The following is a 23,962-nucleotide window of genomic DNA, read 5'->3' on the forward strand; positions in this document are numbered from 1 at the left end:
CTCACATTCTGAAGACGCCGTAGCCGCTGGCATTGAGCGGGCGTTCCATCGGTCCGAAGCGGGCGAGTTCGAGGGCCAGTGCCAGCACCTGGCGGGTGTCGCCGGGTTCGATGATGCCGTCGTCCCACAGGCGTGCCGTCGAGTAGTACGGGTTGCCTTGGGCTTCGTACTGGTCGCGGATGGGCTGTTTGAATGAGTCTTCGTCCTCGGCGCTCCACGTCTCTCCGCGGCCTTCGAGCTGGTCGCGCTTGACCGTGGAGAGCACGCTGGCGGCCTGTTCGCCGCCCATCACGGAGATGCGGGCATTGGGCCACATCCACAGGAAGCGCGGGGAGTAGGCGCGGCCGCACATCGAGTAGTTGCCGGCACCGAAGGAGCCGCCGATGACGACGGTGAATTTCGGCACCCGGGCGGTGGCGACGGCGTTGACCATCTTCGCTCCGTGTTTGGCGATGCCGCCGGCTTCGTAGTCGCGGCCGACCATGAAGCCGGAGATGTTCTGCAGGAACACCAGCGGCACGCTGCGCTGGTCGCAGAGTTCGATGAAGTGGGCACCCTTCTGCGCGGATTCGCCGAAGAGGATGCCGTTGTTGGCCACGATGCCCACCGGGTGTCCGTCGAGGTGGGCGAATCCGGTGACGAGGCTCGTGCCGTATTCGGCCTTGAACTCGTGGAACTCGGACCCGTCGACGAGGCGGGCGATGACTTCGTGGACGTCATAGGGGGTGCGCGAGTCCACAGGGACGACGGATGTCAGTTCCTCCGGCGCGTGCGCGGGCAGTCGCGGTTCGACGACGTCCCAGTTCGGCGCGCCCTTCGGCCCGAGCGTGGAGACGATGTCGCGCATGATCTCCAGGGCGTGAGAGTCGTTGGCCGCCAGGTGGTCGGTGACGCCGGAGACCCGGGAGTGCAGCGCACCGCCGCCGAGCTCTTCGGCGGTGACTTCCTCACCGGTGGCGGCCTTGACCAGGGGCGGGCCGCCGAGGAAGATCGTGCCCTGCTCGGAGACGATGATCGATTCGTCGGCCATGGCCGGGACGTAGGCACCGCCGGCGGTGCAGGAGCCCATGACGGCGGCCAGCTGCGGAATGCCCGCGGCAGAGAGCGTGGCCTGGTTGAAGAAGATGCGCCCGAAGTGTTCACGGTCGGGGAACACGTCATCCTGGTTGGGCAGGTTGGCCCCTCCGGAGTCCACGAGGTAGATGCACGGGAGGCTGTTCTCCTTCGCGATCTCCTGGGCGCGCAGGTGCTTCTTCACCGTGACCGGATAATAGGTGCCGCCCTTGACGGTGGCGTCATTGGCGACGATGACGCATTCGCGTCCGGCGACCCGGCCGATTCCGGTGATGATTCCGGCTCCCGGGCTGGCGTCGTCGTACATGCCGTTCGCGGCCAGCGAGGAGAGCTCGAGAAACGGGGTGCCGGGGTCGAGCAGTGCTTCGACGCGATCCCGGGGCAGCAGTTTGCCGCGGTCGATGTGGCGTTGCCTGGACTTCTCGGAGCCGCCGCGGGCGGTGGCCGCGATGCGCTCCCGGAGTTCAGCGATGAGCTCGGCGTGGGCGTCGGAATTGGCCTGCCCCATTGCCGGACTGATCGCAGTTCCCACTGCTCTCATTCCATCCTCGTTTCAGTTAACGATTATTAACTGACTGCTATGATACTGCTCACGAGCGAAAGTGACAATGCACGGTCGGGACAACGCCCGGATCACGGTGCTCGGCAGCGCAGCAGCGACGAGGAAGGAGAACGGGCATGCCCGACGACGACACGGCCAAGCCGACGGCACGAGCGGCGGCGAAGGCGGCGCGGCGCGAGCAGCTGCTCGCAGTGGCGAAGACGCTCTACGCCAGGCACGGATTCCACGGGGTGCGCCTTGATGACCTGGGCAAAGGGGCCGGGATCTCGGCACCGGCCGTCTACCGTCACTTCTCGTCGAAGGAAGCAGTGCTCGAGGAACTGCTCGTCGGCATCTCCGAGTACCTGCAGTCCGGCGCGGAGGCGATCGTCGCCGAGTCGGGCACCGGCACCGAGGGGGCCTCCCCCGCTGCGACGCCTGCGGAGGCGACTCTGCGCCGCCTCATCGACTTCCACGTCGACTTCGCGATGAGCGAGCCCGAGCTCATTCTCATTCAGGACCGCGACCTTGCGGCCCTGCCGGAGAGTTCGCGGCGGACCGTCCGGCGCCTGCAGCGCGCCTATGTCAGCCGGTGGGCCGAGGTCGTCACTGCCGCCCACCCCGGATGGTCACTCGAGGCGGCGACGGTACGCGTTCATGCGGTGTTCGGGATGATGAATTCGACCCCGCACCAGGCTCGACGCTCCAGCGCCGAGGTGGTCGGGGTCGAACTGCGTGCCGCCGCGGCCGCGGCATTGACCGTCGGCTGAGCCGACAGCTGAGGAAGCGGCTCGAAGAACGGCTCAGGGCACGATGACGAGCTTTCCGCGGACATGCCCGGTCGCACTGTCCTTAAACGCCTGCGCCACCTCGTCGAGGCCGTAGGTCTTGGCGACTTCGACAGAGAGCTTCCCTTCATCGGCGAGGAGGCCCAGTCGTGCGGTCTCGGCTCCGTCGGGGCGCACCCAGATGTACCGTCCGCCGTGTTCGGCGACGCTGGGATCGGCCACCGAAGCGTGGCTGCCGCCGTCAGCGAGCACAGCCAGGGTCTCGTCGAGGACTTCCCCGACGAAGTCAGCGACCCCGTCGACCTTCCCTCCGGCGGCGTCGAGCACGCGTTCGACCATTCCGTCCCCGTAGGTCACGGGCTCGGCACCGAGGCCGCGAAGATAATCGTGGTTGGCCTCCGATGCTGTGCCGATGACGCGGGCGCCTGCTGCTCGTGCGATCTGCACCGCGAAGCTGCCCACTCCCCCGGAGGCCCCATGGATGAGCACGGTGCGGCCCTCGATTGTGCCGAGGGATTCGAGGGTGCGCAGAGCCGTGCCGCCGGCCAGCGGCAGTCCGCCCGCCTGCTCCCAGCTCAGACTCTTCGGCTTGGCTGCGACAGCCCGCACCGGGACCGCCACCTTCTCGGCGAAGGTCCCCGTGCCCAGCACGTCCTTGCGCGCATAGGCGACGACCTCGTCTCCGATGGAGAATTCCGGGGTGTCGAAGCCGAGTCCGACGACGACACCGGCTACGTCCCAGCCCGGAGTGACGGGGAACTGCGTGGGCATGACCGGGTCGAGGTGGCCGCCGACCAGCTTCCAGTCGACCGGGTTGACGCCCGCGGCCCTGACCTCGATGAGCACCGAGGCGGGTGGGAGTTTGGGCTCGGGCATCTCGCGGACCGTGATGTCGTCGAAGTTCTCGGTGTAGGCGTCGTAGACGGCGGCTCGCATAGCAATGGCCTTCCGGTTGATGTCAGTGACACTGGATGTTCAGTGTGACTGGACAACACCGGAAGGCCATCGGGCTATTCCTGTGGACCGCCCCGCCTCGGCGGGATGTCCTCAGTCGATACGTGACTTACTCGTAGGTCTCCCCGGTCTTCGCCCGCTCGACCAGCGAGGCCGGCGGGGTGAAGTGCTCGCCGTACTGCGCGGCCAGTTCCTTCGCTCGCGCCACGAACCCTTCCAGGCCACCCTCGTACTGGTTGACGTACTGGAGGACGCCGCCGGTCCAGGCGGGGAATCCGATGCCGAAGATGGAACCGATGTTCGCATCCGGCACCGAGGTCAGCACTCCCTCGTCGAGGCACTTGATCGTTTCGATCGCCTCGGCGAAGAGCATGCGCTCCTGCAGGTCGGCGAAGGGCTGATCGTTCGACCCGGAGTCGTACTTCTCACGCGTCCCCTGCCACAGCGCGGTGCGTTTGCCAGCCTCGTCGTAGTCGTAGAAGCCGGCACCGTCCTTGCGTCCGGTGCGTCCCTGCTCGACCATCCAGTTGAAGACCGCCTCGGAGGGGTGAGCGACCCAGGTGCCGCCTGCGGCCTCGACCGCGTCTCGGGTCTCCTGATTGATCTTCTGCGACAACGTCAGCGTCAGCTCGTCGAGCAGCTGCAGGGCACCGGTGGGATATCCGGCCTGCAGCGCTGCCTGTTCGACTGTCGCCGGCTCCACGCCTTCGCCGACCGCGGCGACCGCCTCGGCGATGAACGTGCCGATGACGCGGGAAGTGAAGAATCCGCGGGAGTCATTGACGACGATCGGTGTCTTCCGGATCTGCTGCACGAGGTCGAAGGTGCGGGCGAGGACCTCGTCGGAGGTGTTCTCTCCGCAGATGATCTCGACCAGCGGCATCTTGTCGGCAGGTGAGAAGAAGTGGACTCCGATGAAGTCCTTGTCCCGGTTCACACCCTTGGCCAGTTCGGTGATCGGCAGGGTCGAGGTGTTCGAACCGAGGACCGCGTCGGGTTCGACGATGTCCTGGATCTCCTGGAAGACCTTCTGCTTGAGGTCGACGGACTCGAAGACAGCTTCGATGACGAAGTCGACGCCGGCGAAGTCCTCGGCGGAGGCGCTCGGGGTGATCCGGTCGAGGACGGCCTGGGACTTCGCCTCGGTGGTCTTGCCCTTGGCCAGGGCGGATTCCTCACGCTTGGCGGCGTAGGCCTTGCCCTTCTCCGCATTGGCGAGCTCGACGTCCTTGAGCACGACTTCGATGCCCGACTTCGCGGCGCTGTAGGCGATCGCAGCACCCATCATTCCGGCACCGATCACACCGAGCTTCTTCACCGGACGAGGTTCGAACCCGTCAGGCCGCGAGCCGCCGGAGTTGATGTGGCCGAGGTCGAAGAAGAACGCCTTGATCATGTTCTTCGCCACCGGGGTGTGGGTGAGGTGGACGAAGTAGCGGGTCTCGACGTCCAGAGCCGTGTCGATGTCGACATAGGCGCCTTCGACCGCTGCGGCGATGGCAGCACGCGGGGCAGGCATCGGCGCTCCCTTGGTCTGACGGCGCAGGAGAGCCGGCAGAGCGGGAAGCATGGCACCCAGCGAGGGCGAGGTCGGCGATCCGCCGGGCATCTTGAAGCCCTTGACGTCCCAGGGCTGAGCCGCTTCGGGGTTGGCCTTGATCCAGTCTTTGGCGCGGTCGACGAGGTCACCGACCGGTGCCAATTCATCGATGAGTCCCAGCTCAAGGGCATCTGCCGCTTTGAACTTCGTCGAGGGCAGAATCGCCTTCTGCAGTGCATTCTGAAGACCGATGAGTCGAACGGTCCGGGCGACGCCGCCGCCTCCGGGAAGCAGTCCGAGTGAGACTTCGGGGAACCCGACGCGCAGGCTGGAGACATCCTCCGCCGCGATCCGGTGGTGAGTGGCGAGTGCGAGCTCGAGCCCGCCGCCCAGGGCTGCGCCGTTGACGGCGGCCACGACGGGCTTGCCCAAGGTCTCGAGTCGACGCAGGAGTGACTTCATATGGTTGGTCCGCGCGGCCTCGGCTGCGGAGTTCTCCGGGTCTGCCGCGCGCAGTTTGTTGAGATCGCCTCCCGCGAAGAAGGTCTTCTTCGCCGAGGTGATGACCACGCCCGTGATGTCATCGACGTTGGCCTCGAGCCACTTCACGGTGCCCTCGAGGGCGGCCGCGAAGTGGTCGTTCATGGTGTTGACCTTGGCGTTCGGATCGTCGACGACGACCGTGACGATACCGTCGGAGTCGGTGGTGTGGGAGTATTCGGTGTTCGTCATGTCAGACCCTTTCGATGATCGTCGCGATACCCATACCGCCACCGATGCACAGGGTGACGAGTCCGCGCTTGAGGTCGCGCCGTTCGAGTTCGTCGAGAATGGTGCCCAGAATCATGGCTCCGGTGGCTCCGAGCGGGTGGCCCATAGCGATGGCTCCGCCGTTGACGTTCACCTTCTCGTGGGGGATGTCGAGATCCCGCATCCATTTGAGCACGACGGCGGCGAAGGCCTCGTTGAGCTCGAACAGGTCGATGTCATCGACGGTCAGTCCGGCCTTGTCGAGGGCCTTCTGCGTGGCAGGAGTCGGTCCGGTGAGCATGATGGTCGGTTCAGAACCGGTGACCGCGGTGGCGACGACGCGCGCACGCGGCTTCATACCCATCGACTTGCCGACCTCACCGTCGCCGACGATGACGAGGCTGGCGCCGTCGACGATCCCCGAAGAGTTCGCTGCGGTGTGGACATGGTCGATGGCCTCCACCCAGTGGTACTTCTGCAGCGCCACCTCGTCGAATCCCGCCTGGGCGGCGACCTTGGTGAATGCCGGGTTTAGGGAGGACAGCGATTCCACTGTTGATCCCGGGCGCATGTGCTCATCGGTATCGAGCAGCGTGATGCCGTTGATGTCCTTGACAGGGACGATCGACTTCTCGAAGTACCCGTTCTCCCAGGCATTCGCGGCACGGGCCTGGGATTCGGCGGCGAAGGTGTCGACGTCGGTGCGGCTGAAGCCCTCGGTGGTGGCGATGAGGTCGGCGCCGATGCCCTGCGGGACGAAGTAGGTGTCGTAGTTCGTCGCCGGATCCTGGGCCCAGGCTCCGCCGTCGGAGCCGAGAGGCACGCGCGACATCGATTCGACCCCGCCGGCGACGACGAGGTTCTCAAAGCCGCTGCCGACCTTCTGTGCGGCGAGGTTGACGGCTTCGAGCCCGGAGGCGCAGAAGCGGTTGATCTGGACACCGGCGACGGACTCGTCGAGTCCTGCCACGAGTGCCGCGGTGCGGGCGATGTCCCCGCCCTGTTCGCCCACTGGCGAAACGACGCCGAGGACCAGATCGTCGATGGCCTTGTCGTCGAGATCGGGGTTGCGCTCGCGCAGTGCGTCGATGAGCCCGGTCACGAGATCGATGGGTTTGACGCTGTGCAGAGAACCGCCGCGGTTCTTGCCGCGCGGGGTTCGCACCGCGTCATAGATGAACGCTTCGCTCATGTGTTCCTCACAGTCTGGATGGAAGACCGACCACAAGATCTGATCGATCGTTCAGTAACATTCGCACGTCCCATTGTGCCCCGGTTTCCGGTGACGGGCAACACATGCAGACGGTGGAGAGACGGCAGTGGGGTGACACCGTCGAAGAGAAGGCGATGGCGGCGGGGCGAAATCAGAGCAGCTGCAGAAGGAGGCCGAGCAGCGCTGCGCTCAGGCCCGCGAATCGAAGAGCGACGACCAGTCGACGATGATGGGCATCGATGAGCTCCGCGAAGCCGCACAGCACCATCAGTCCTGCCGTGGTCAGCGATGTTCCGGGCATGGCCTCGGCCCACGACAGCGACGGGGCGACGAGACTGGCCGCCAGCACCAGACCGAAAGCGACAACAGAGAACTTCGCAGCGCTGTTGTGGCGAGGTGGACCGAACAGCTCGTCCTTGAACGTCCTTCGAGAGGTCGAGGCACCCGCCGGAGTATCTGCATCCACCATGCCCTCAGTGTCACATCCGCACCCGGCGACTGCCAAGGGCACCTGTACCCGTGCGATCACGGATCCGAGCGCAGAAAGCCCCTCCCACTCGGTGTCTGCACTGGAGTGGGAGGGGCTATTGCCGAGCCGCCTACCAGAATCGAACTGGTGACCTATTCATTACGAGTGAATCGCTCTACCGACTGAGCTAAGGCGGCAACCGAACTAACTTTAGCCAACTCTCCTGCCGAGCGTCAAAACGAAGGTCCGCTCTCGCGGTCCTCTCCAGCACACCGGGCGAACCTCCTGATCGCGCCGGGTCCCACCGCCTGCGTCTGACCTCACCTCGGAACCGGTTAACCTGGTAGGAACAGCAGAAGGAAGAGGAATGGGAGACACCTGTGGCAGAGTTCGACTCCGACGATTTCATGAGTGACTTCCAAGCCCTCATCGAATGCGAGTCGTTCTCCAACGACCCCTCGTCCCTGGCCCGCAGCGCACAGCTCGTCTCCCGCATCGGCACCGGAATGCTCGGTGCCGCCCCGCAGATCATCGAGACCGACGCCCACCCGCATGTGCTCTGGCGCTTCGGTTCCGGACCCCGCAAGGTTGTCCTCGTCGGCCACCACGACACCGTCTGGCCCACCGGCACGCTTTCGGACTTCCCGTACTCGGTCAAGGACGGAGTCGTCCGCGGACCCGGTGCCGATGATATGAAGGGCGGGCTGCTCATCGCCATCTACGCGCTGGCCCGGGTCCGCGCCGAACTCGGCACCCTCGACGGGGTCAGCCTCCTCATCACCGCCGACGAAGAGCTCGGCTCTCCCGGCTCCCGCCCGATCATCGAGGACGAAGCCCGCGGAGCCGAAGCCGCGCTCGTCTTCGAAAGCGGCGCTGCCGACGGTGCGGTGAAGATCGCCCGCAAAGGGGTGGCGATCTATCAGCTCGAGGTCACCGGTCTGGCCTCTCACGCCGGTGTCGAACCCGAGAAGGGCATCAATGCCACCATCGAAGTGGCCAACCAGGTCATCGACATCACCCAGCTGCACAAACCGTCCCTCGGCACCTCGGTCGTCCCGACGGTGATGTCGAGCGGTTCGACGACGAACACCGTCCCGGCCAAAGCCGTCGTCGGCATCGACTCAAGGGCCGCCTCGGCGAGTGAACAGGTCCGCATCGATGACGCCCTGCGCGCGCTCACCCCCACCGTGGCGGGAGCGAAGATCGAACTCAAGGGCGGGATCAATCGGGCCCCGCTCGAAGAGGAGATGGCGATGGGCCTCTACGCCCGTGCCCAACGACTGGCGGGCAAGCTCGGGCATCCTCCGCTGCGCTCCGTTGCCGTCGGCGGCGGATCGGATGGCAATTTCACCGCCGGAGTCGGAACCCCGACCCTCGACGGTCTCGGCACCGTCGGCGGAGGCTCCCACGCTCGCACCGAGCATGCCCTGCAGATCTGGATTCCCCGCCGCATCGAACTCACCGCGGCGCTCGTCTCAGAACTCCTCAGCAAACGCTGAGGGCACAGCCGCGCCCCAGTGTCGGCCCACGCGGGCCGACGGCTGTCGCGTGGGGCTTCTGGGACCGCGAGGCGTCAGATCGCTCCCGAGCGGTCCTCCTGCAGCCACGGGTTCGACAGCAGCACGAACGCCGCCTCGACGATGAGCACCGGTGACATATTCGTCTGCAGACGCTGTCGGGCCTCGGTGATGGCGTCGATGCGCAGCAGGGTGGTATCCGGTCCGTCCCGGTTCGCCTGCTCGGCGATGAGGTCGACCTCGCCGGCGTTGATCCAACCGTCGCGGATCCCCAACTGATACATGAGAATGTCGCGGTAGAGGCTCATCAGTTCGAGGAAGATGCGATCGAGCTCATCGTTGCGAGCCCGCACCGACCGTCTCTTCTGCTCTTCTTCGAGCTTCCTGATCTGCGCCCTGGCCGAAGGCGGAATCGTCTTCTCCGTCTCGATACCCAGGGTCGTCAGGAGCTCGGCGCGTTCGGCTGCGTTGCGCTCCTCGACCCTCGACTTCGCCGTTTCCGCCGCGGCATCGACGATGCGTCCGGCCAAGCGGATCGTCGCCCCCACCGAGGTGAGTTTGCCGGGGATCGCGAGGATCTGTCGGCGTTCGGCGTCGGCCGATTCGCTCAGCGCCAGATACTTCGCCCGGCCGATGTGGTTCTGCGCCACGGCGGCCGCCCACTTCGCGCGATCCTCGTCGACGTGATCACGCTGCATGAGCAGCTGCGCCACGGCATCTCGAGACGGAATCCGCAGTCGCACCGGTCGGCACCGCGAGCGGATGGTCGTGAGTACGTCGATCGGGCTCGGCGCGCACAGCAGCCAGACGGTTCCGGGAGGCGGCTCTTCGATGGCTTTGAGCAGAACATTCGCCGTCCGCTCCATCATCCGGTCGGCGTCTTCGATGATGACGACCCGCCATTTCGAATTCACCGGAGCGGACTGAGCCTTGGACACGAGCTCACGCACCTCTTCGATCGAGATGACCGATTTCTGAGTCGACATGATCGTCAGGGACTCGTGATGGCCCGACAGCACCCTGGCGGTGACGTCATTCGACTCGGTGCCGCCGGAGATCAGTGCGGCGGCGAACGCCCGGGCGGCGTTCGACCGGCCCGACCCGGGTGGGCCCGTGAACAGCCACGCATGGGTCATCGCGGCCGGGTCGTCCAAGGCATAGCCGAGCTGGGTGATGACATCGTCTTGGCCGACGAGTTCGTCGAAGACGCTCACTTCAGGATCCCTCCGGGTCGTTGAAGCGACGGTTGTTGCGTTCGCGCTGCCTGCGCAGCCGCTCTCGAGCCTGCCTTTCGATCTCGGCCTGGGCCTGCAGACGTTCACGGCTCATCTCGCGAGCGCTGCGTGCCGGCAGCACCGTCGTCTCTGCATCGCCAGCGGGGGCTCCCTCGTCGGGTTCCCCTTCGGCGATGGGATCGGCTTGTTCGACGACGCGGGTTTCAGCGTCCTCAGGGGTCACTTGGCTGACGACGCGGGTTTCAGCGTCCTCCGCAGTCACCTGGCTGACGACTCGGGTCTCTGCGTCTTCGTCGTTGGCTGGATCTTCGCTGAAGTCAGTGGAATCAGAATCGTCGTCTGCACCTGCATCGTCCGAGTCGGCGTCGTCCGCTCGGTCATCCGATGTCGAAGGTTCGGATTGCCTCACCGGGGTCGCGGCGAAGTTCTGATCGCTCGCCGAGGCGGCCGGGCCGACGCGCAGGTCGGCCCCGAGGTCGACCCGTTCGGTGGGAACGGATCCGGACGTCTCCACTTCCGCGTCGCTGATCGCGCTCGGGATGAACCGGTCGTCGGCCACCGGGACGAAGCGCGGTCCGCGCTCATGTCGGTCGGCGTCACCGGCAGAGGAGTCTTCTGCGATCTCGGAGGGGGCGTCATCGGCTCCGGTGTCGGTGGCGTCGTTGTCGTCGCTGGTCTCCGGGGAGGCAGCGACCGCCTCGGTGCTGGTGCCATCACGAGAGAGCAGAGCCTGCGGAAGCCGCGCCCGGACGGCGGCGAGCATCTGCGCGGTGAGCTCATCGGCACTGACCGAGGCGTCGAGGACGACATAGCGGTCCGGTTCCCTGCGTGCCCGGGACAGGTAGGTCTGGCGCACACGCTGGTGGAACTGCTGGTTCTCCTCGTCGAGGTAGTTGCTCTCCCCGCGCTGCCCCATCCGCTCGGCGGCGCTCTCGGGATCGATGTCGAGCACGATCGTCAGGTGCGGGACGAGTCCCTGGGTCGCCCAACGGCTCAGCGCCTGGATCGTCTTCTCGTCGAAGCTGCGGCCGGCGGCCTGATAGGCGATCGTCGAATCGATGTAGCGGTCGGTGATGACGATGGCGCCCTCATCCAGGCTGGGGTCGACCAGCGACGCGACGTGGTGGGCGCGGTCGGCGGCGAAGAGCAGCGCCTCGGTGCGGGGGCTCGGCGGGTCAGCGTCGAAGAGGACGGAGCGGATCTTCGTGCCCAGCTCGGTGCCGCCGGGTTCCCGGGTGGATTCGACGTGATAGCCGTCGTCGGCCAGGGCACGGGAGATCCGTTTGATCTGCGTGGTCTTCCCGGCCCCGTCGCCGCCTTCGACAGCGATGAAGAAACCGGCGCCGAGGCGCTGAGTCGAATTCCCGAGCCCGCCGGCAGAGGCTTCCGCCTGATTCGGTGGGCGGAACCCGTGGACGATGTCGACGGACAGACCCTGCAGTTTGTGCGGGTCGAAGATGAACAGGCCGATGATTCCGGCGACGAGGGCGGCGATGCCGAAGACGAGGAACGCCACGTCACTGGGCGCGAGCACCCAGTCTGGGCTCGACCCGACCTCGACCGTGCCGCCGAGGTCGAAGGCGTTGATGACCAGGGCCAGACCGGCACCGGCAACGGCACCGTAGCGGCGAGAGAAATCGTAGGGTTGGGCGCGCACGCCGATGCCGACGAGGAATGCGATCGCTGCAGAGAGCACGACCTTGCCGGAGAGCTCGTTGATGGCTCCGGTCGCCAGCAGCAGCACACCGGAGACGAGCAGGGCGAAGGTGGACACACGGGGCCGGGACATTCCGGGGGCGAAGGTCGGTCCCATCTCGAAGCCGATCGCCCAGCCGACGAGGCAGCAGGCGATGATGAGTGCGAAACCGGCCTGCCCGTACCCGTGACTGATCGCCGTCGGCTGCGCGAGCATGAAGGTGGCGCCGAGCACGGCGAAGAGTCCGATGCACACCCAGGGGTTGGCGATCGCCTCGGCGGGACGGACCACGCGAGCTTTGAGTTCCGGGAACGAACCGGTGGTCGCGGTCTCCGCGTGCAGGACGCGTTCGGGGGTGAGGAAGATGATGACGAAACCGGCGGCCATGCCGATGCCGACGAGCAGCGATGTCCATCCGAGCGCTTGGGTTCCGGCGGTGGATCCACCGAGGATCTGAAAGGCACAGGAGACGAAGACGAGGACCGCGGCGGGGATCCCGACACGACGCCACGGCTTCTCGTTCGTGAACGGGTTGATGCTCATGAGCAGACCCACCACGGCCCCGAGGAACAGGGCGGCGACCCAGGTCAGCCAGGCGCTGGGGGCCAAGCTGAGGACGATGAGCACGGCGGCCTCGACGACGGCGGCGATGCTCAGCGCGGTCTTGCGCACCGCCGGTGACCGGGTGGCGAAGACCTTCGCGGGAATGAAGAGACCCGCGCATGAGAGCGCGAAGACGATGAGCAGCGACAGGGTGCCCATCCGATTGTCGAAGCCTCCGGCGCTGATGGATTCGCCCATCGCAGTGAAGGCGCGTCCGCCCACCGTGGCGAGAAGTCCGCTGGTCCCTGCCACCACATAGCTGATCGCGACAAGTACGATCAGTGCTCCCCAGGCGGCGGTCTCGGTGACCAGCCGGCCGGGTGCTCCGGGCAGTCGGTGTCCTGTAGTCGTCAACATGCTCACAGCTCTAGACTATCGGTCTCGACTGACATATCTCTTGGAACCCGATGCGATCTCCGACAACCCGAACCGCGCCGGGGTCGACCGATCCTCTACTCTTGTTCACGTGCACACAGACATTCCGGCCATGACCACGGTGGCGACTGAGGGGTTGGGGCCCGTTGCCGAGCTCGCTTTCGCCCGTGTCCTCCTCGACTCGGTCAAGGCCGGTCGTCGCGGGGCAACGCTGCGGATGTACCGCCCTCAACCGACCGTGGCCTTCGGTGCCCGCGACCGCTTCCTGCCCGGCTTCACCACCGCGATCGAGGCGGCCCGTGACCACGGTTTCACGCCCGTGCTGCGCAGCCTCGGCGGCCGGGCGGCGGCCTATCATCCGGGATCGCTGGTCACCGATCACATCGAACCGAGCGATTCCTTCATCACGAACACGAACGCCCGGTTCACCGGTTTCGGTCTCGATTACGTCGAGGTTCTGCGCGGCATCGGAGTCGACGCCCGCCTCGGCGAGATCCCCGGCGAATACTGCCCCGGTGAGCACAGCGTGAATGTCGCCGAACGGATCAAGGCCATCGGGACCGCCCAGCGAGTGGTGTCGGGAGCATGGCTGTTCTCCTCCTCCGTCGTCGTCGAGGACCCGGACCCGATCCGTGCCGTCCTCACCGATGTCGAAGCCGCCCTCGGCATCGACTGGGACCCAACAACGGGTGGGTCGATCAGTGAGATCCATCCCGAGGTGACGGTCGATGCCGTCGCCGAGGCGTTCGCTTCGTACTATGCTCACGCCGATGCGCATACGCCCGAATCACCGACGCCTGAAGAACTGACAGCGCTGCCGGACTATGTCGGCAAGCACCTGCTGTGAACCACATCCACCACCGGGAGGAAGAATGTCCCTGACGATCCGTGAGGCCGGAGAGGATGATCTGTCCGACATCCTCCGTCTCGTCCATGACCTGGCCGTGTACGAGAAGGAACCGGATGCCGTCGAGGCCACCGAGGCGGACTTCGCCGCGGTGATGTTCCCCACCGACGGTCACCCGAACACCTACGGTCTCGTGGCCGAGGTCGACGGGGAGGTCATCGGCATCGCCATCTGGTTCCACTCGTTCTCCACCTGGACGGGCAGGAACGGGATCTGGCTCGAAGATCTCTATGTCTCGCCTGAGCACCGAGGAATCGGTGCCGGGAAGGCGCTGCTGGGGCGTCTGGCTCAGATCTGTCAGGAGCGGGGGCTGGCCAGGCTCGAGTGGTGCGTGCTCAAGTGGAACACACCATCGATCGGGTTCTATGAGTCTTTGGGTGCGAAGGCTCAGGACGAATGGGAGACCTACCGGCTCGATGGAGTGGCGCTCACAGCGTTCGCCGAGGCCGACCTCATGCGTCGAGGTTGAGTTCGATCTCTTCGAGCCGCTCGATAGGGCGGAAGCCCAGCCGCCGGTTGATCGCCAGCATGTGCTCGTTCTCTTCGGCGTTGTAGGTGATGATCGCCCGCGCCGCCAACTCCGATCGGGCGAACTCGCCTGCGGCGGCGGCCTTCACCGCAGCACCGAGCCGATGGCCCCGGTGCTCGGCCCGGACGAGAGTGCCCCACTGGTAGACCATGGACTCGGCCGAAGAGTGGACCAGCTGGGTGTAGGCGGCGATGTCACCAGAGGGGTCGAGAGCGATCGCGGCGAAGCTCGTGCGCCCTTGGGCCGCGAGGATGGCCTCCTGCTCGCGGATATCGGCGGCCGAGGTCGCCGAGGGTTCGATCTCGCGCTCCCCCGTCGGCGCTTCGGTTTCGATGAGCCCTTCCATCTGGGCCCATTGAGCCACGAACTCCTCCGGCACATCTCCGCTCCAGGAGCGAAGCTCGAAGTCCTCGTGGAAGGGTTGTGCTTCCTCGGCGATCGCGCGAATGAGCGTGGGCTCCAGAGGCAGAGGACATTCGCTGCGCAGGTCTCCGATGGCGAAGGCGAACGTGTGGTGCTCGGCGAAGGCGATTCCCGGAACCGGCGCTGCCGTCCGTGAGTCCCCGGTGCTGAGATCGGCAGGCTCGGCGGCGCGGTCCGCATCCACGAAGGTGCGGCCCGCACCCTCGTAGGGTCGGAAGACCTCCGAGGCGATCACCCTGCGGCCCAGTTCCCGTGTTCGGGTCCGAACGAATTCAAGCATGGCGGAACCGACACCTCGGCGCCGGGATTCGGGATCGACGTAGAGCTCGACATCGACGCGGTGGCGGTTGTCGCGGAGCGGAACCGTCAGCGCGATCGCACCGATCGGGCGACGTTCCTCGGCCGGTCGGTGTGCAAGATAGAGTTCGGTCCTCGACGAGCTCCGCTCCACTCGCAGCTGGGCCCCCAGCTCTGCCTGGGACCACACCGGAGCCTCAGGACCGCGATCATGACGGCGTGCCGCCGAGTACACCGCATGCCATCGCGCGAACGCGTCGTCATCGGCCGGGTCGTTGAGGCTGATGGAGACCGAGAGGGCATCTGGCATGGAGGCTCAGCCTCAGGGAGTCTTCGGCTTCGTCGTGCTCGTCGTCTTCGCGGCCGTGGTCTTCTTCGCCGTGGTCGATTTGGCGGCCGTGGTCTTCTTCGTCGTGCTCGTCGTCTTCTTCGCCGCCGTGGTCTTGGCCGCGGTCGACTTCTTGGCAGGTGCCTTCTTCGCCGTCGACTTCTTCGCCGGTGCCTTCTTCTTCGCCGGGCCCTTCGCCCTCTTCTCGGCCAGCAGAGTCGCTGCTCTGTCGAGAGTCATCGACTCGACGGAGTCGTCTTTGCGCAGAGTCGCGTTGAACTCACCGTCGGTGACATAGGGCCCGAAGCGACCGTCCTTGACGACGACCGGCTTCTTCGAGATCGGATCCTCGCCGAGTTCTTTCAGCGGAGCCGCGGCACGACGGCCACCGCGCTGCTTGGGTTCGGAGTAGATCTTCAGCGCCTCTTCGAGGGTGATGTTGAAGATCTGCTCTTCGTCCGTCAGCGACCGAGAGTCCGTGCCCTTCTTCAGGTACGGTCCATAGCGGCCGTTCTGCGCGGTGATGTCCGTGCCCTCTTCGTCCTGACCGACCACACGCGGCAGGCTGAGCAGCTTGAGCGCGGTGTCCAGATCGATGGTGTCGAGGTTCATCGACTTGAACAGCGAACCGGTGCGCGGCTTGGGTTTCTTCGCTCCGCGCTTGGGCTTCTCCTCCGGCTCGGGAAGCACCTCGGAGACATAGGGGCCGAAGCGACCGTTCTTCGCCACGATGGTGTGCCCGGTCTCCGGGTCGACTCCGAGTTCGCGGTCTTCGCCGCCCTGAGTCTCGATGAGCTCGGCCGCTTTCGCCGCCGTCAGCTCATCGGGTGCCAGATCATCGGGGACGGAGACCCGCTTCGGGTCCTCGCCTTCCTTCTCCGAGGTGACCTCGAGGTAGGGACCGTACCGGCCGACACGCAGGTTCACACCCTCGCTGATGGCCACGGTGTTGACCTCACGGGCGTCGATATCGCCGAGGTCGTCGACGATCGTCTTGAGCCCTTCACGGTCCTGGGTCTTGCCGCCGAAGTAGAACCCGGCCAGCCAGTCGTTGCGGTCCTCTTCGCCCATCGCGATCCGGTCGAGTTCGGATTCGAGGTCGGCGGTGAACGCGTAGTCGACGAGTCCGGTGAAGTGCTCCTCGAGCAGGCGGACGACGGAGAACGCCAACCAGCTGGGCACGAGCGCATTGCCGCGAGTGGTCACATAGCCGCGGTCCTGGATGACTGAGATCGTCGCCGCATAGGTCGAGGGACGGCCGATGCCGAGCTCCTCGAGCTGTTTGACCAGGCTCGCCTCCGTGAAGCGCGGCGGCGGAGCGGTCGTGTGTCCGTCGGCTTCGGCCTTGACGACCGACAGCGCCTGGCCCTCTTCGACCTGCGGCAGGCGGGATTCGCCGGACTTCGTGTCGTAGCGGGAGGCGTCCTGCCCCTCTTCGTAGGCGGCGAGGAAGCCGCGGAAGGTGATGACGGTGCCGCTGGCGCTGAATCCGGCCTCGTGGCCGTCTGCGAGCGCGGCACTGACCTTGATCGTCGCGGTCTTGCCCTTCGCATCGGCCATCTGGCTGGCCACGGTGCGCTTCCAGATGAGGTCGTAGAGACGGAACTCATCGCCGTTGAGCTGTTTGGACACCTGCGCCGGGGTGCGGAAGGAGTCACCGGCGGGACGGATCGCCTCGTGGGCCTCCTGCGCCGACTTCTGCTTGCTGGCGTACTGACGCGGTGACTGCGGCACGAACTCGGGACCGTAGAGCTCGGTCACCTGTTTCCGGGCTGCGGCGATGGCCTGGCCCGAGAGCGACGAGGAGTCGGTACGCATATAGGTGATGTAGCCGTGCTCGTACAGCGACTGAGCGGTGCGCATGGCCTGGCGGGCGCTCATGCGCAGCTTGCGGCCGGCTTCCTGCTGCAGCGTCGAGGTCGTGAACGGGGCGGCGGGACGGCGGGAGTACGGCTTCGATTCCACCGCGGACACCGTCAGAGCGTTCTTCGCACTGCTGTTGAGTTCGGTGGCCAGAGCTTCCGCCCGGGCCTGGTCGACGACCGTCGCCGAGGTGTTCTTCAGCTGACCCTTGTCGTTGAAGTCACGTCCCGAGGCCACACGGGCCCCGTCGAGGGTGGTGAGGTTCGCGGCGAACGGGTTTGTTCCGTCGGGCAGCCCGAGGTCGATGTCGAGGTCCCAGTAGTCGGCGGGCACGAAGGCCATGCGTTCGCGTTCGCGTTCGACGACGAGCCGGGTGGCCACGGACTGGACACGTCCGGCCGACAGGCCGGCTCGGATCTTGCGCCACAGCACGGGTGAGACCTCGTAGCCGTAGAGACGGTCGAGGATCCGACGGGTCTCCTGTGCGTCGACGAGCGAGGTGTCGATGTCGCGGGTGTTCTCCAGAGCGCGTTCGATCGCCTCAGGGGTGATCTCGTGAAAGACCATGCGTTTGACGGGGATCTTCGGTTTGAGCACCTCGAGCAGATGCCAGGCGATGGCCTCTCCCTCGCGGTCCTCATCCGTTGCGAGATAGAGTTCGTCGGCATCCTTGAGCAGGCGTTTGAGCTCGGTGACCTTCTTCTTCTTGCCCGGGTCGACCCGATAGTAGGGGTCGAAGCCGTTGTCGACGTCGACGGCGAACTTGCCGTAGGGCCCCTTCTTCATATCGGCGGGCAGTTCCGAGGGGGTGGGCAGGTCGCGGATGTGCCCGACCGACGCCTCGACGTCATAACCGTCGCCGAGGTATCCCACAATCGTTCGCGCCTTCGTCGGAGACTCGACGATGACGAGGCGACGGGGCTTCTTCTCGGTTGTGGTCACGCTTTCACATTCCTCTCACGGCATCTGCTGCTCGCTGCAACGGACGATCCGGCCCAATGTAACACTGTTGAATGGCCCTGATCGTCATCGGCTGGTTCGGCCCTGACCCTGCCCGGACTTCACCGGGACAAGGCGTCAACGGTTTACGATCCTATCCCCTTCCCCCGCCGTCCCGGATCGCCGAACCCTCGGTCGAGTCGATGTCCGGCAGCAGCACACCCGCTGCAGACAGGGCTCTGACCTGGGCGATGAGCTGATCTTCGAGTGCCGTCGCATCGACGTCGAGCAGCTGCGCAAGCGCGCTGGCCGTCTGCCGCAGAGTCAGTGATCCATCGGCGACGGAGACGAATCCCGCCAGCGCCGTGTCGAGGTCGAACTCCTGCCCGAAGCCGATGCCCTGCTCCAGGGTGATCGAGCTCGGTTCTGATTCGCCGGGCACGAAATGGCGGTGTTCGACAAGGTCCGGTGACCGTGTGAACGCAGTCGCGGCGATCTCCTCGGGCCCGACCGACGCCAGCCAGGACCGGATCGCGACGATCGTGGTGAGGAATTCGGCGAGTCCGTGCGGATTGTTCGCCGGCGCCGAGGTGGTCCTCACCCGGGTCTTGAACGTCCCGGAGCCGATCGTTGGCACATCGTTATCGGCCCGTGTCATGAGCACGTACCCGAAGACGATCTCGTCCACAGCTCTCGTGGCGAAGTCGGCGAGCCAGGCGGCGACCGCGGTGTTCCATGCGGCGCTGGCGCGCGGGATCCCGCCGTCGCGGATCCAGGTCTCCGCGTAGGCGATGGGGTCGAGGGCTTCGCGTTCGATGACGAGAACCGAGGTGTCGTCTTCGCTGACCCAGGTCTCCGGTCCATCCGCATTCGCCGAGGAGGTCTCCCAGTTGCCGAGGCAGACGCTGCGTCCGCCCGGGTTCAGTGCCGCAGGGATCTGGGAGAACAGCGTACGCACGAGAGCGTCTCCGGTCATTCCGCCGTCCCGGTATTCGAAGGTCGTGTCCGTGCTGCGTGGGGTGATGACGAACGGCGGGTTCGACACAAGCAGGTCCACGGGTTCGTCGACCGGTTCGAGCAGAGATCCGTGCCGGAATTCGATGGTGTCGACACCGTTGAGCTCAGCCGAAAGCGCTGCCAGGTGCAGGGCGCGGTGAGAGGTGTCGGTGGCGATGACCCGTGTGCTGTGGCGAGCCAGCAGCAGGGCTTGGATGCCGCAGCCGGTGCCGATGTCTGCGGCCAGTTCGACCCGGTCGCGTGGGGTGATGGACACGAGCGTGCGTCCGGCCCCGCCGAGTCCGAGGACGAACTCCCCGTCGAGAGCCTCCGGCGTGGTCAGGGTGCCGTGATCGGCGACGAGATAGAGGTTCTCATCCCCTGTGCGGAAACCGCGTGGAACTCCCACCGGAAGGTCATAGGGAGTGAGGGCGAACGGTGCGCTGACCTCATCATCGGTGATCTCGATCAGCCCCGCCTCGGCGGCGGTGTCGACATCCTCACCCAACACGGCGCGGACCGCTGAGAGATCGACTCTGCGGTGGAAGTGGAACAGCAGGGCCAGATTCGCCAGGCCACGGTCGAATTCGGTGGCCGAGTCATCGACGAGAACCTGAGTGCAGCGGTGAATGGCCGGAGCGGCGTTGTTGCGAACGAGAGCCTCCGAAGTCGCGGCACCCCAGAGCTGCCGCAGCCGCGGCTCGGTGTAGCCGGCACGGTAGAGGGTCTCGCTCAGGCGGGTCAACGGAAGATCAGTCACAGAAGAATCCTAACGACTGCGCCATAATTGACCCATGGCCTCCTCCGCTCTCCTCGATATCGTCACCGCTTTCGGTGCCCGGGATGAGCACATCGTCCACGTCCGCGACATTCCGCAGCGTTTCGAGCACGATGCCGACTGGCCCGACTGGATCGACGAGGAACTCAAACACGCCTGCCATGCCATCGGCGTCGACGCCCTCTGGCATCACCAGCTCGAAGCCGCGAACACGGCTCGCAGCGGATCCGACATCGTCATCGCCACCCCGACCGCCTCGGGGAAGTCCTTGGGGTTCTGGCTGCCGGTGATCGAATCCATCCAAGCCACCCGAGACAAGCTGCGCACCGCCTCGGCGCTCTACATCGCCCCGACAAAGGCGCTCGCGGCCGATCAGCTGACCAAACTCGAACGGTTCATCATCCGGGGCATGCGGCCCGCCGCCTACGACGGGGACACCTCCCAGGCGTCGAAGGATTGGGCGCGACGGCATGCGAACATCATCTTCACCAACCCGGATATGCTCCACCGCGGTATCCTGCCCCAGCACGAACGATTCGCGCGGATGTTCAAGAATCTGCGGTTCATCGTCATCGACGAAGCCCACCGGTACCGCGGCGTGTTCGGGTCCCATGTCGGCCTCATCCTCCGTCGGCTGCTGCGCATCGCCGCCCACTTCGGAGCATCGCCCGTCGTCATCGGGGCTTCGGCGACGATGGCCCAGCCGGATGCGGCGTTCGCCAAGCTCACCGGGCGGCCCGCGCACGCCGTGACCGAGGATTCCTCCCCACGGGCCTCAGGCTCCTTCGCACTGTGGGAGCCGCCCGTCTCACCGGGCGGGGACAGACGCAGCGGACTCGTCGAAGCCGCCGACGTCATCACCGATGCGATGTGCGCAGGCTTCCGATCGCTCACCTTCATCGCCTCCCGCCGCGGCACCGAGGCACTCGCCCAGACCGTGCGCGATCAGGTCGGTGAGGTCGATGAGTCGCTGACCGGAAAGATCGCCGCCTACCGCGGAGGGTATCTGGCTGAGGAACGGCGGATGCTCGAGACCGCTCTGCGTTCGGGGAAGCTGCTGGCAGTGGCGTCGACGAATGCCCTGGAGCTCGGCATCGACATCTCCGGGCTCGACCTCGTCATCATCTCCGGCTGGCCCGGCACTCTGGCCTCCCTGTGGCAGCAGGCCGGTCGTGCCGGCCGGGCCGGACAGCGGTGGATGGCCGTGTTCATCGCTCGTGACGATCCGCTCGACACCTATGTCGTCCACCACCCCGAAGTCATCTTCGACTCCCCCGTCGACGCCGGGGTCATCCATCCGGGCAACCCGCATGTGCTCTCCGGACATCTGTGTGCAGCCGCCGCCGAGGTGCCGCTGAAGGAGGGCGATCTCGTGCACTTCCCGGACAACTCGGCCGAAGTCATCGACGACCTCGTCGAGCAGAAGCTGCTGCGGGCCCGTCCGACCGGATGGTTCTGGGCCAAGGACCAGCCGGCGACCGACCTGTCCGATATCCGTGGATCCGGCGATGGTCAGTTCCGTCTCGTGGAGGCGAGCACGGGCACCCTGTTGGGCACGGTTGATGAGTCCGGGGCGCACACGGGAGCCCACCCGGGTGCGGTGTACACGCATCAGGGGATCGATTTCATCGTGCTCGATCTCGACCTCGAGGACCACATCGTCGCGGTCGAACGAGCCGAGGTCGACTACACGACGCAGCCGCGTTCGCAGACGGAGATCGAGATCGTCGACACCGATGCGCAGCGGGTTCTGCCGTCGGGGATCGCGGTGTGCAGCGGCACCGTCGACGTCAAGGACCAGGTCGTGGCCTACCGGATGCGGGCGAAGCGGGGCGGGGCGATCATCGCCGAACACGAACTCGACCTGCCCGAGCGCACCCTGCGCACGAAGGCCGTGTGGTGGACGGTTCCGCAGACAGCGCTGGACGAGGCCGAAGTCGCAGCCGGGGATCTGCCCGGTGCCGTTCATGCCGCCGAGCATGCCTCCATCGGGCTGCTGCCGCTCTTCGCCGGCTGCGACCGGTGGGATATCGGCGGGGTCTCGACGGCTCTGCACGCGGATACCGGCATGGCCACGGTGTTCGTCTACGACGGGCTGGCCGGCGGTGCGGGTTTCGCCGAACGCGGGTCCGAGGTCTTCGAGGACTGGCTGGCTGCGACCAGGGATGCCATCGCCGCGTGTGAGTGCATCGACGGATGTCCCTCATGCGTGCAGTCGCCGAAGTGCGGAAACGGCAACGAACCCTTGGAGAAGGACGCCGCTCTGCGTCTGCTGCGCATCGTCCTGCGCTGAGGATCCGCGGTGAGCCGCAGGGCGGCGGCGCTGCTTCGGTCGTCCTCAGCCACCGTCGACCGGGTCCTATCTTCCTGCGACGGCTTTCTCCCTGACCTTCGGCAGCGGGCCCGGGATGTCGACTTCGACAGCGACATACGCCGACTGCTCACTCAGCGACGCCACACAGTCGCTCAACGACCCGCCGTTGCGTTCGGCCACCTCCTTCGCGATCTCGCACGGTTCGCCGGTCGCCAGTCCGCGCACTGCGTCTGCAGCGGCCAGCGCCGCCAGGTCCGCGGCGTTCTGTGCCTGGCTGTAGGCGGCGAACGCCTGGGAGAGGCTGCCGACGGCAGTGACAAGGACGAGCACGATCGAGCAGAGTCCGACGACGATGTTCATCATGACGGCCCGCTCCGATCTCCTTCGTATCGGGCGGTGGCGTTCGCATCGACCGTGTCGAGGAAGAAGATCGCGGCAGGCAGGCGAATCGTGACCGTGACGACCGAATAGCCTCCATCGGCGCGCACGGCGACATTCGCCGAGCTGCCGGCGTGCTTCTTCGCTTCGGCGATGACAGCCGCCTGGGGTTCGCCCCGGGCGATCTCACGGGCCGCCGAGCGTGCCGCGTCGAAGGCGCGCAGCTGGGAGAATCCGATCGCGGCAGCTCCCGTGAGCACAACGAGCAGGAGCACGACGGCGGGGAGGACGACAGCGAATTCCGCCGTTGCCGTTCCCTCATCGCGCTCGTGGTCCCGGTGTCGCTGACGGGAGCGTCCGCGTGCCATCTCGGCTCAGGCTCCCAGCCCGAGTGCCGAGGAGATGACCCCGGTGACGAGTTCCTTGATCGGTTCGGACTTGAGGATCACGACGAGCAGCGCCGCGAATCCGCAGGCGGCCAGTGTGGTGATGGCGTACTCGGCGGTGGTCGCTCCGGTGTCGGCCTCCCAGAACTGTTCGATGCTCTCATCGTCATCGACCGAGTCGATCCGGTCGACGGGCGGGCCGTCGGTTTCCGGGGGCGGGGATGTGGTGCTCATGCTCTCCTCCTTGGCAGCAGACCCGTTCGCACTCTGCGAGCGGAACTTCAGCCTGGGAGCCAGGAGGCAGCGATGTCGAGGGTCGAAATCTTCCCTGTGGAAACCGTGCCGCCGTCCACAGGGAGATCATGGACGAGTGGCCGGGCCGTCCACAGTCATCGGCGCCGAAGTGGCGTGACGACCAGCAGGTCCGCACCGGGACCGGTGCCGGGTCGGTGCACGGGTGGTTCAGGTGTTTCCGGCCCAGTCGTCTCTGAGGATGGCCATGATCACTTCGTCATGACGGCGACCGTTGAAGAACACTGCCTCGCGACGACGCCCCTCCTCGACGAACCCGGCCTTCGTATAGGAAGCGATGCCGCGGGTGTTGAACGCCCAGGTCTGCAGCTCGATGCGGTTGAGTCCCAGCTGCAGGAAACCGTAGCTGACAGCCAATCGCACAGCGTCCGAACCGTAGCCGCGGCCGTGGAATTCGGGGCCGAGGACGATGGCGAGTGTCGCGGACTGGTTGATCGGGTTGCGACCATAGAGGGTGACGTGCCCGACGAACTCCTCGGTCTCCGTCAGTTCGATGCTGAAGCCGACCGCCTCGCTCGAGGTGTTCGCGCTCCACTGAGAGAACTGCTCGGAGACTCCGCCTTCGGGCCGTGGGAGAACCGTGTGGTTCTGCAACACGACGATCGAGGGGTCGAACCACCATTGTTCGAGGTAGGGAAGATCGTCCTCTCGCAGAGGTCGCAGTCGCACGGAGCGACCGACGAAGAGATTTTCGGCGTATTCTTCCGCCTGTTCGACATTGGACAGCTGGTTGAAAGGTGTGACCGGTGCCATTCGT

The 23,962-nt window shown here is 66.0% G+C and carries 19 protein-coding genes and 1 tRNA gene; 5 read left to right on the forward strand and 15 right to left on the reverse strand.

All coding sequences use genetic code 11. The annotated features are described in order from the left end of the window. Position 1: 1 nt before the first annotated feature. The gene (locus ACQE2J_RS15420; RefSeq protein ID WP_135537264.1) at positions 2 to 1,615 is read right to left on the reverse strand and encodes a carboxyl transferase domain-containing protein; all 1,614 of its coding nucleotides are present in this window, start codon (positions 1,613 to 1,615) and stop codon (positions 2 to 4) included. A gap of 137 nt (positions 1,616 to 1,752) precedes the next feature. Between ACQE2J_RS15420 and ACQE2J_RS15425 the strand changes: the two genes are divergently transcribed. Continuing rightward, positions 1,753 to 2,385, forward strand: a complete 633-nt coding sequence (locus ACQE2J_RS15425) for a TetR/AcrR family transcriptional regulator (RefSeq protein ID WP_135537265.1) — start codon at positions 1,753 to 1,755, stop codon at positions 2,383 to 2,385. A gap of 33 nt (positions 2,386 to 2,418) precedes the next feature. Here the strand turns inward: ACQE2J_RS15425 and ACQE2J_RS15430 are convergent, their stop codons facing one another. From ACQE2J_RS15430 to ACQE2J_RS15450, 5 genes are all read right to left on the reverse strand, one after another. Continuing rightward, positions 2,419 to 3,339, reverse strand: a complete 921-nt coding sequence (locus tag ACQE2J_RS15430) for an NADP-dependent oxidoreductase (RefSeq protein WP_425120586.1) — start codon at positions 3,337 to 3,339, stop codon at positions 2,419 to 2,421. A gap of 127 nt (positions 3,340 to 3,466) precedes the next feature. Then, positions 3,467 to 5,629, reverse strand: coding sequence for a 3-hydroxyacyl-CoA dehydrogenase NAD-binding domain-containing protein (locus ACQE2J_RS15435; RefSeq protein ID WP_426936544.1), 2,163 nt, complete (start codon positions 5,627 to 5,629; stop codon positions 3,467 to 3,469). A gap of 1 nt (position 5,630) precedes the next feature. Then, on the reverse strand, positions 5,631 to 6,839 hold the full coding sequence (locus ACQE2J_RS15440) for an acetyl-CoA C-acetyltransferase (RefSeq protein WP_426936545.1): 1,209 nt from the start codon (positions 6,837 to 6,839) through the stop codon (positions 5,631 to 5,633). 172 nt (positions 6,840 to 7,011) lie between these two features. Beyond that, positions 7,012 to 7,329 carry a hypothetical protein gene (locus ACQE2J_RS15445; RefSeq protein ID WP_426936546.1) on the reverse strand — a complete coding sequence of 106 codons (318 nt, stop codon included), beginning with the start codon at positions 7,327 to 7,329 and terminating at the stop codon, positions 7,012 to 7,014. 124 nt (positions 7,330 to 7,453) lie between these two features. Then, a tRNA-Thr gene (locus ACQE2J_RS15450) sits at positions 7,454 to 7,526 on the reverse strand. Positions 7,527 to 7,709: 183 nt separating this feature from the next. Between ACQE2J_RS15450 and ACQE2J_RS15455 the strand changes: the two genes are divergently transcribed. Beyond that, positions 7,710 to 8,828 (forward strand): M20/M25/M40 family metallo-hydrolase, encoded by a 1,119-nt coding sequence (locus tag ACQE2J_RS15455; protein WP_426936547.1) that lies wholly within the window; start codon positions 7,710 to 7,712, stop codon positions 8,826 to 8,828. A 74-nt stretch (positions 8,829 to 8,902) separates the two neighbouring features. Here ACQE2J_RS15455 and ACQE2J_RS15460 read toward each other — a convergent pair whose 3' ends face one another. Beyond that, a complete protein-coding gene (locus ACQE2J_RS15460; protein ID WP_426936548.1) occupies positions 8,903 to 10,060 on the reverse strand; it encodes a DNA polymerase III subunit delta' in 1,158 nt (385 codons plus the stop codon). Position 10,061: 1 nt separating this feature from the next. Next, positions 10,062 to 12,737, reverse strand: coding sequence for a dTMP kinase (tmk, locus tag ACQE2J_RS15465; protein WP_426936549.1), 2,676 nt, complete (start codon positions 12,735 to 12,737; stop codon positions 10,062 to 10,064). A 130-nt stretch (positions 12,738 to 12,867) separates the two neighbouring features. On the opposite strand from tmk, the gene ACQE2J_RS15470 reads away from it, so the two are divergent. Both ACQE2J_RS15470 and ACQE2J_RS15475 read left to right on the forward strand, forming a co-directional pair. Next, a complete protein-coding gene (locus tag ACQE2J_RS15470) occupies positions 12,868 to 13,602 on the forward strand; it encodes a lipoate--protein ligase family protein (protein WP_426937523.1) in 735 nt (244 codons plus the stop codon). Between the two features lie 25 nt (positions 13,603 to 13,627). Next, complete coding sequence (locus tag ACQE2J_RS15475) at positions 13,628 to 14,131, forward strand: N-acetyltransferase family protein (protein WP_426936550.1); 504 nt, start codon at positions 13,628 to 13,630, stop codon at positions 14,129 to 14,131. On the opposite strand, the gene ACQE2J_RS15480 is transcribed toward ACQE2J_RS15475, so the two are convergent. From ACQE2J_RS15480 to ACQE2J_RS15490, 3 genes are all read right to left on the reverse strand, one after another. Beyond that, the gene (locus ACQE2J_RS15480; RefSeq protein WP_426936551.1) at positions 14,115 to 15,221 is read right to left on the reverse strand and encodes a GNAT family N-acetyltransferase; all 1,107 of its coding nucleotides are present in this window, start codon (positions 15,219 to 15,221) and stop codon (positions 14,115 to 14,117) included. The two genes, ACQE2J_RS15475 and ACQE2J_RS15480, sit on opposite strands and share 17 nt — an antisense overlap. Before the next feature lie 12 nt (positions 15,222 to 15,233). Continuing rightward, positions 15,234 to 18,044: a type I DNA topoisomerase gene (topA, locus tag ACQE2J_RS15485; RefSeq protein ID WP_426936552.1), complete on the reverse strand. Its 2,811-nt coding sequence runs from the start codon at positions 18,042 to 18,044 to the stop codon at positions 15,234 to 15,236. A 151-nt stretch (positions 18,045 to 18,195) separates the two neighbouring features. Continuing rightward, a complete protein-coding gene (locus tag ACQE2J_RS15490; protein ID WP_426936553.1) occupies positions 18,196 to 19,797 on the reverse strand; it encodes a DUF7059 domain-containing protein in 1,602 nt (533 codons plus the stop codon). A gap of 34 nt (positions 19,798 to 19,831) precedes the next feature. Here ACQE2J_RS15490 and ACQE2J_RS15495 point away from each other — a divergent pair, with 34 nt between their 5' ends. After that, positions 19,832 to 22,108 carry a DEAD/DEAH box helicase gene (locus ACQE2J_RS15495; RefSeq protein ID WP_426936554.1) on the forward strand — a complete coding sequence of 759 codons (2,277 nt, stop codon included), beginning with the start codon at positions 19,832 to 19,834 and terminating at the stop codon, positions 22,106 to 22,108. A 66-nt stretch (positions 22,109 to 22,174) separates the two neighbouring features. Here the strand turns inward: ACQE2J_RS15495 and ACQE2J_RS15500 are convergent, their stop codons facing one another. The 4 genes from ACQE2J_RS15500 to ACQE2J_RS15515 all read right to left on the reverse strand — a co-directional run bounded on the left by ACQE2J_RS15500 (position 22,175) and on the right by ACQE2J_RS15515 (position 23,958). After that, positions 22,175 to 22,492 carry an Rv3654c family TadE-like protein gene (locus ACQE2J_RS15500; protein WP_135537275.1) on the reverse strand — a complete coding sequence of 106 codons (318 nt, stop codon included), beginning with the start codon at positions 22,490 to 22,492 and terminating at the stop codon, positions 22,175 to 22,177. Beyond that, a complete protein-coding gene (locus ACQE2J_RS15505) occupies positions 22,489 to 22,875 on the reverse strand; it encodes a TadE family type IV pilus minor pilin (protein ID WP_135537276.1) in 387 nt (128 codons plus the stop codon). Before ACQE2J_RS15505 ends, ACQE2J_RS15500 begins: the two co-directional genes overlap by 4 nt. 6 nt (positions 22,876 to 22,881) lie before the next feature. Further along, positions 22,882 to 23,127, reverse strand: coding sequence for a DUF4244 domain-containing protein (locus tag ACQE2J_RS15510; RefSeq protein WP_135537277.1), 246 nt, complete (start codon positions 23,125 to 23,127; stop codon positions 22,882 to 22,884). Between the two features lie 228 nt (positions 23,128 to 23,355). Then, positions 23,356 to 23,958, reverse strand: a complete 603-nt coding sequence (locus ACQE2J_RS15515; RefSeq protein ID WP_135537278.1) for a GNAT family N-acetyltransferase — start codon at positions 23,956 to 23,958, stop codon at positions 23,356 to 23,358. Between the last annotated feature and the right edge of the window lie 4 nt (positions 23,959 to 23,962).

Source organism: Brevibacterium sp. LE-L (genome assembly GCF_050214925.1).
GTDB lineage: Bacteria > Actinomycetota > Actinomycetes > Actinomycetales > Brevibacteriaceae > Brevibacterium.

Coding starts and splice junctions, on each gene's coding strand:
- ACQE2J_RS15470 (WP_426937523.1), top strand. CDS start 12,868: ATGACCACGGTGGCGACTGAGGGGTTGGGGCCCGTTGCCGAGCTCGCT.
- ACQE2J_RS15475 (WP_426936550.1), top strand. CDS start 13,628: ATGTCCCTGACGATCCGTGAGGCCGGAGAGGATGATCTGTCCGACATC.
- ACQE2J_RS15430 (WP_425120586.1), bottom strand. CDS start 3,339: ATGCGAGCCGCCGTCTACGACGCCTACACCGAGAACTTCGACGACATC.
- ACQE2J_RS15495 (WP_426936554.1), top strand. CDS start 19,832: ATGGCCTCCTCCGCTCTCCTCGATATCGTCACCGCTTTCGGTGCCCGG.
- ACQE2J_RS15480 (WP_426936551.1), bottom strand. CDS start 15,221: ATGCCAGATGCCCTCTCGGTCTCCATCAGCCTCAACGACCCGGCCGAT.
- ACQE2J_RS15505 (WP_135537276.1), bottom strand. CDS start 22,875: ATGGCACGCGGACGCTCCCGTCAGCGACACCGGGACCACGAGCGCGAT.
- ACQE2J_RS15425 (WP_135537265.1), top strand. CDS start 1,753: ATGCCCGACGACGACACGGCCAAGCCGACGGCACGAGCGGCGGCGAAG.
- ACQE2J_RS15420 (WP_135537264.1), bottom strand. CDS start 1,615: ATGAGAGCAGTGGGAACTGCGATCAGTCCGGCAATGGGGCAGGCCAAT.
- ACQE2J_RS15500 (WP_135537275.1), bottom strand. CDS start 22,492: ATGATGAACATCGTCGTCGGACTCTGCTCGATCGTGCTCGTCCTTGTC.
- ACQE2J_RS15515 (WP_135537278.1), bottom strand. CDS start 23,958: ATGGCACCGGTCACACCTTTCAACCAGCTGTCCAATGTCGAACAGGCG.
- ACQE2J_RS15445 (WP_426936546.1), bottom strand. CDS start 7,329: ATGGTGGATGCAGATACTCCGGCGGGTGCCTCGACCTCTCGAAGGACG.
- ACQE2J_RS15435 (WP_426936544.1), bottom strand. CDS start 5,629: ATGACGAACACCGAATACTCCCACACCACCGACTCCGACGGTATCGTC.
- ACQE2J_RS15510 (WP_135537277.1), bottom strand. CDS start 23,127: ATGAGCACCACATCCCCGCCCCCGGAAACCGACGGCCCGCCCGTCGAC.
- tmk (WP_426936549.1), bottom strand. CDS start 12,737: ATGTTGACGACTACAGGACACCGACTGCCCGGAGCACCCGGCCGGCTG.
- ACQE2J_RS15440 (WP_426936545.1), bottom strand. CDS start 6,839: ATGAGCGAAGCGTTCATCTATGACGCGGTGCGAACCCCGCGCGGCAAG.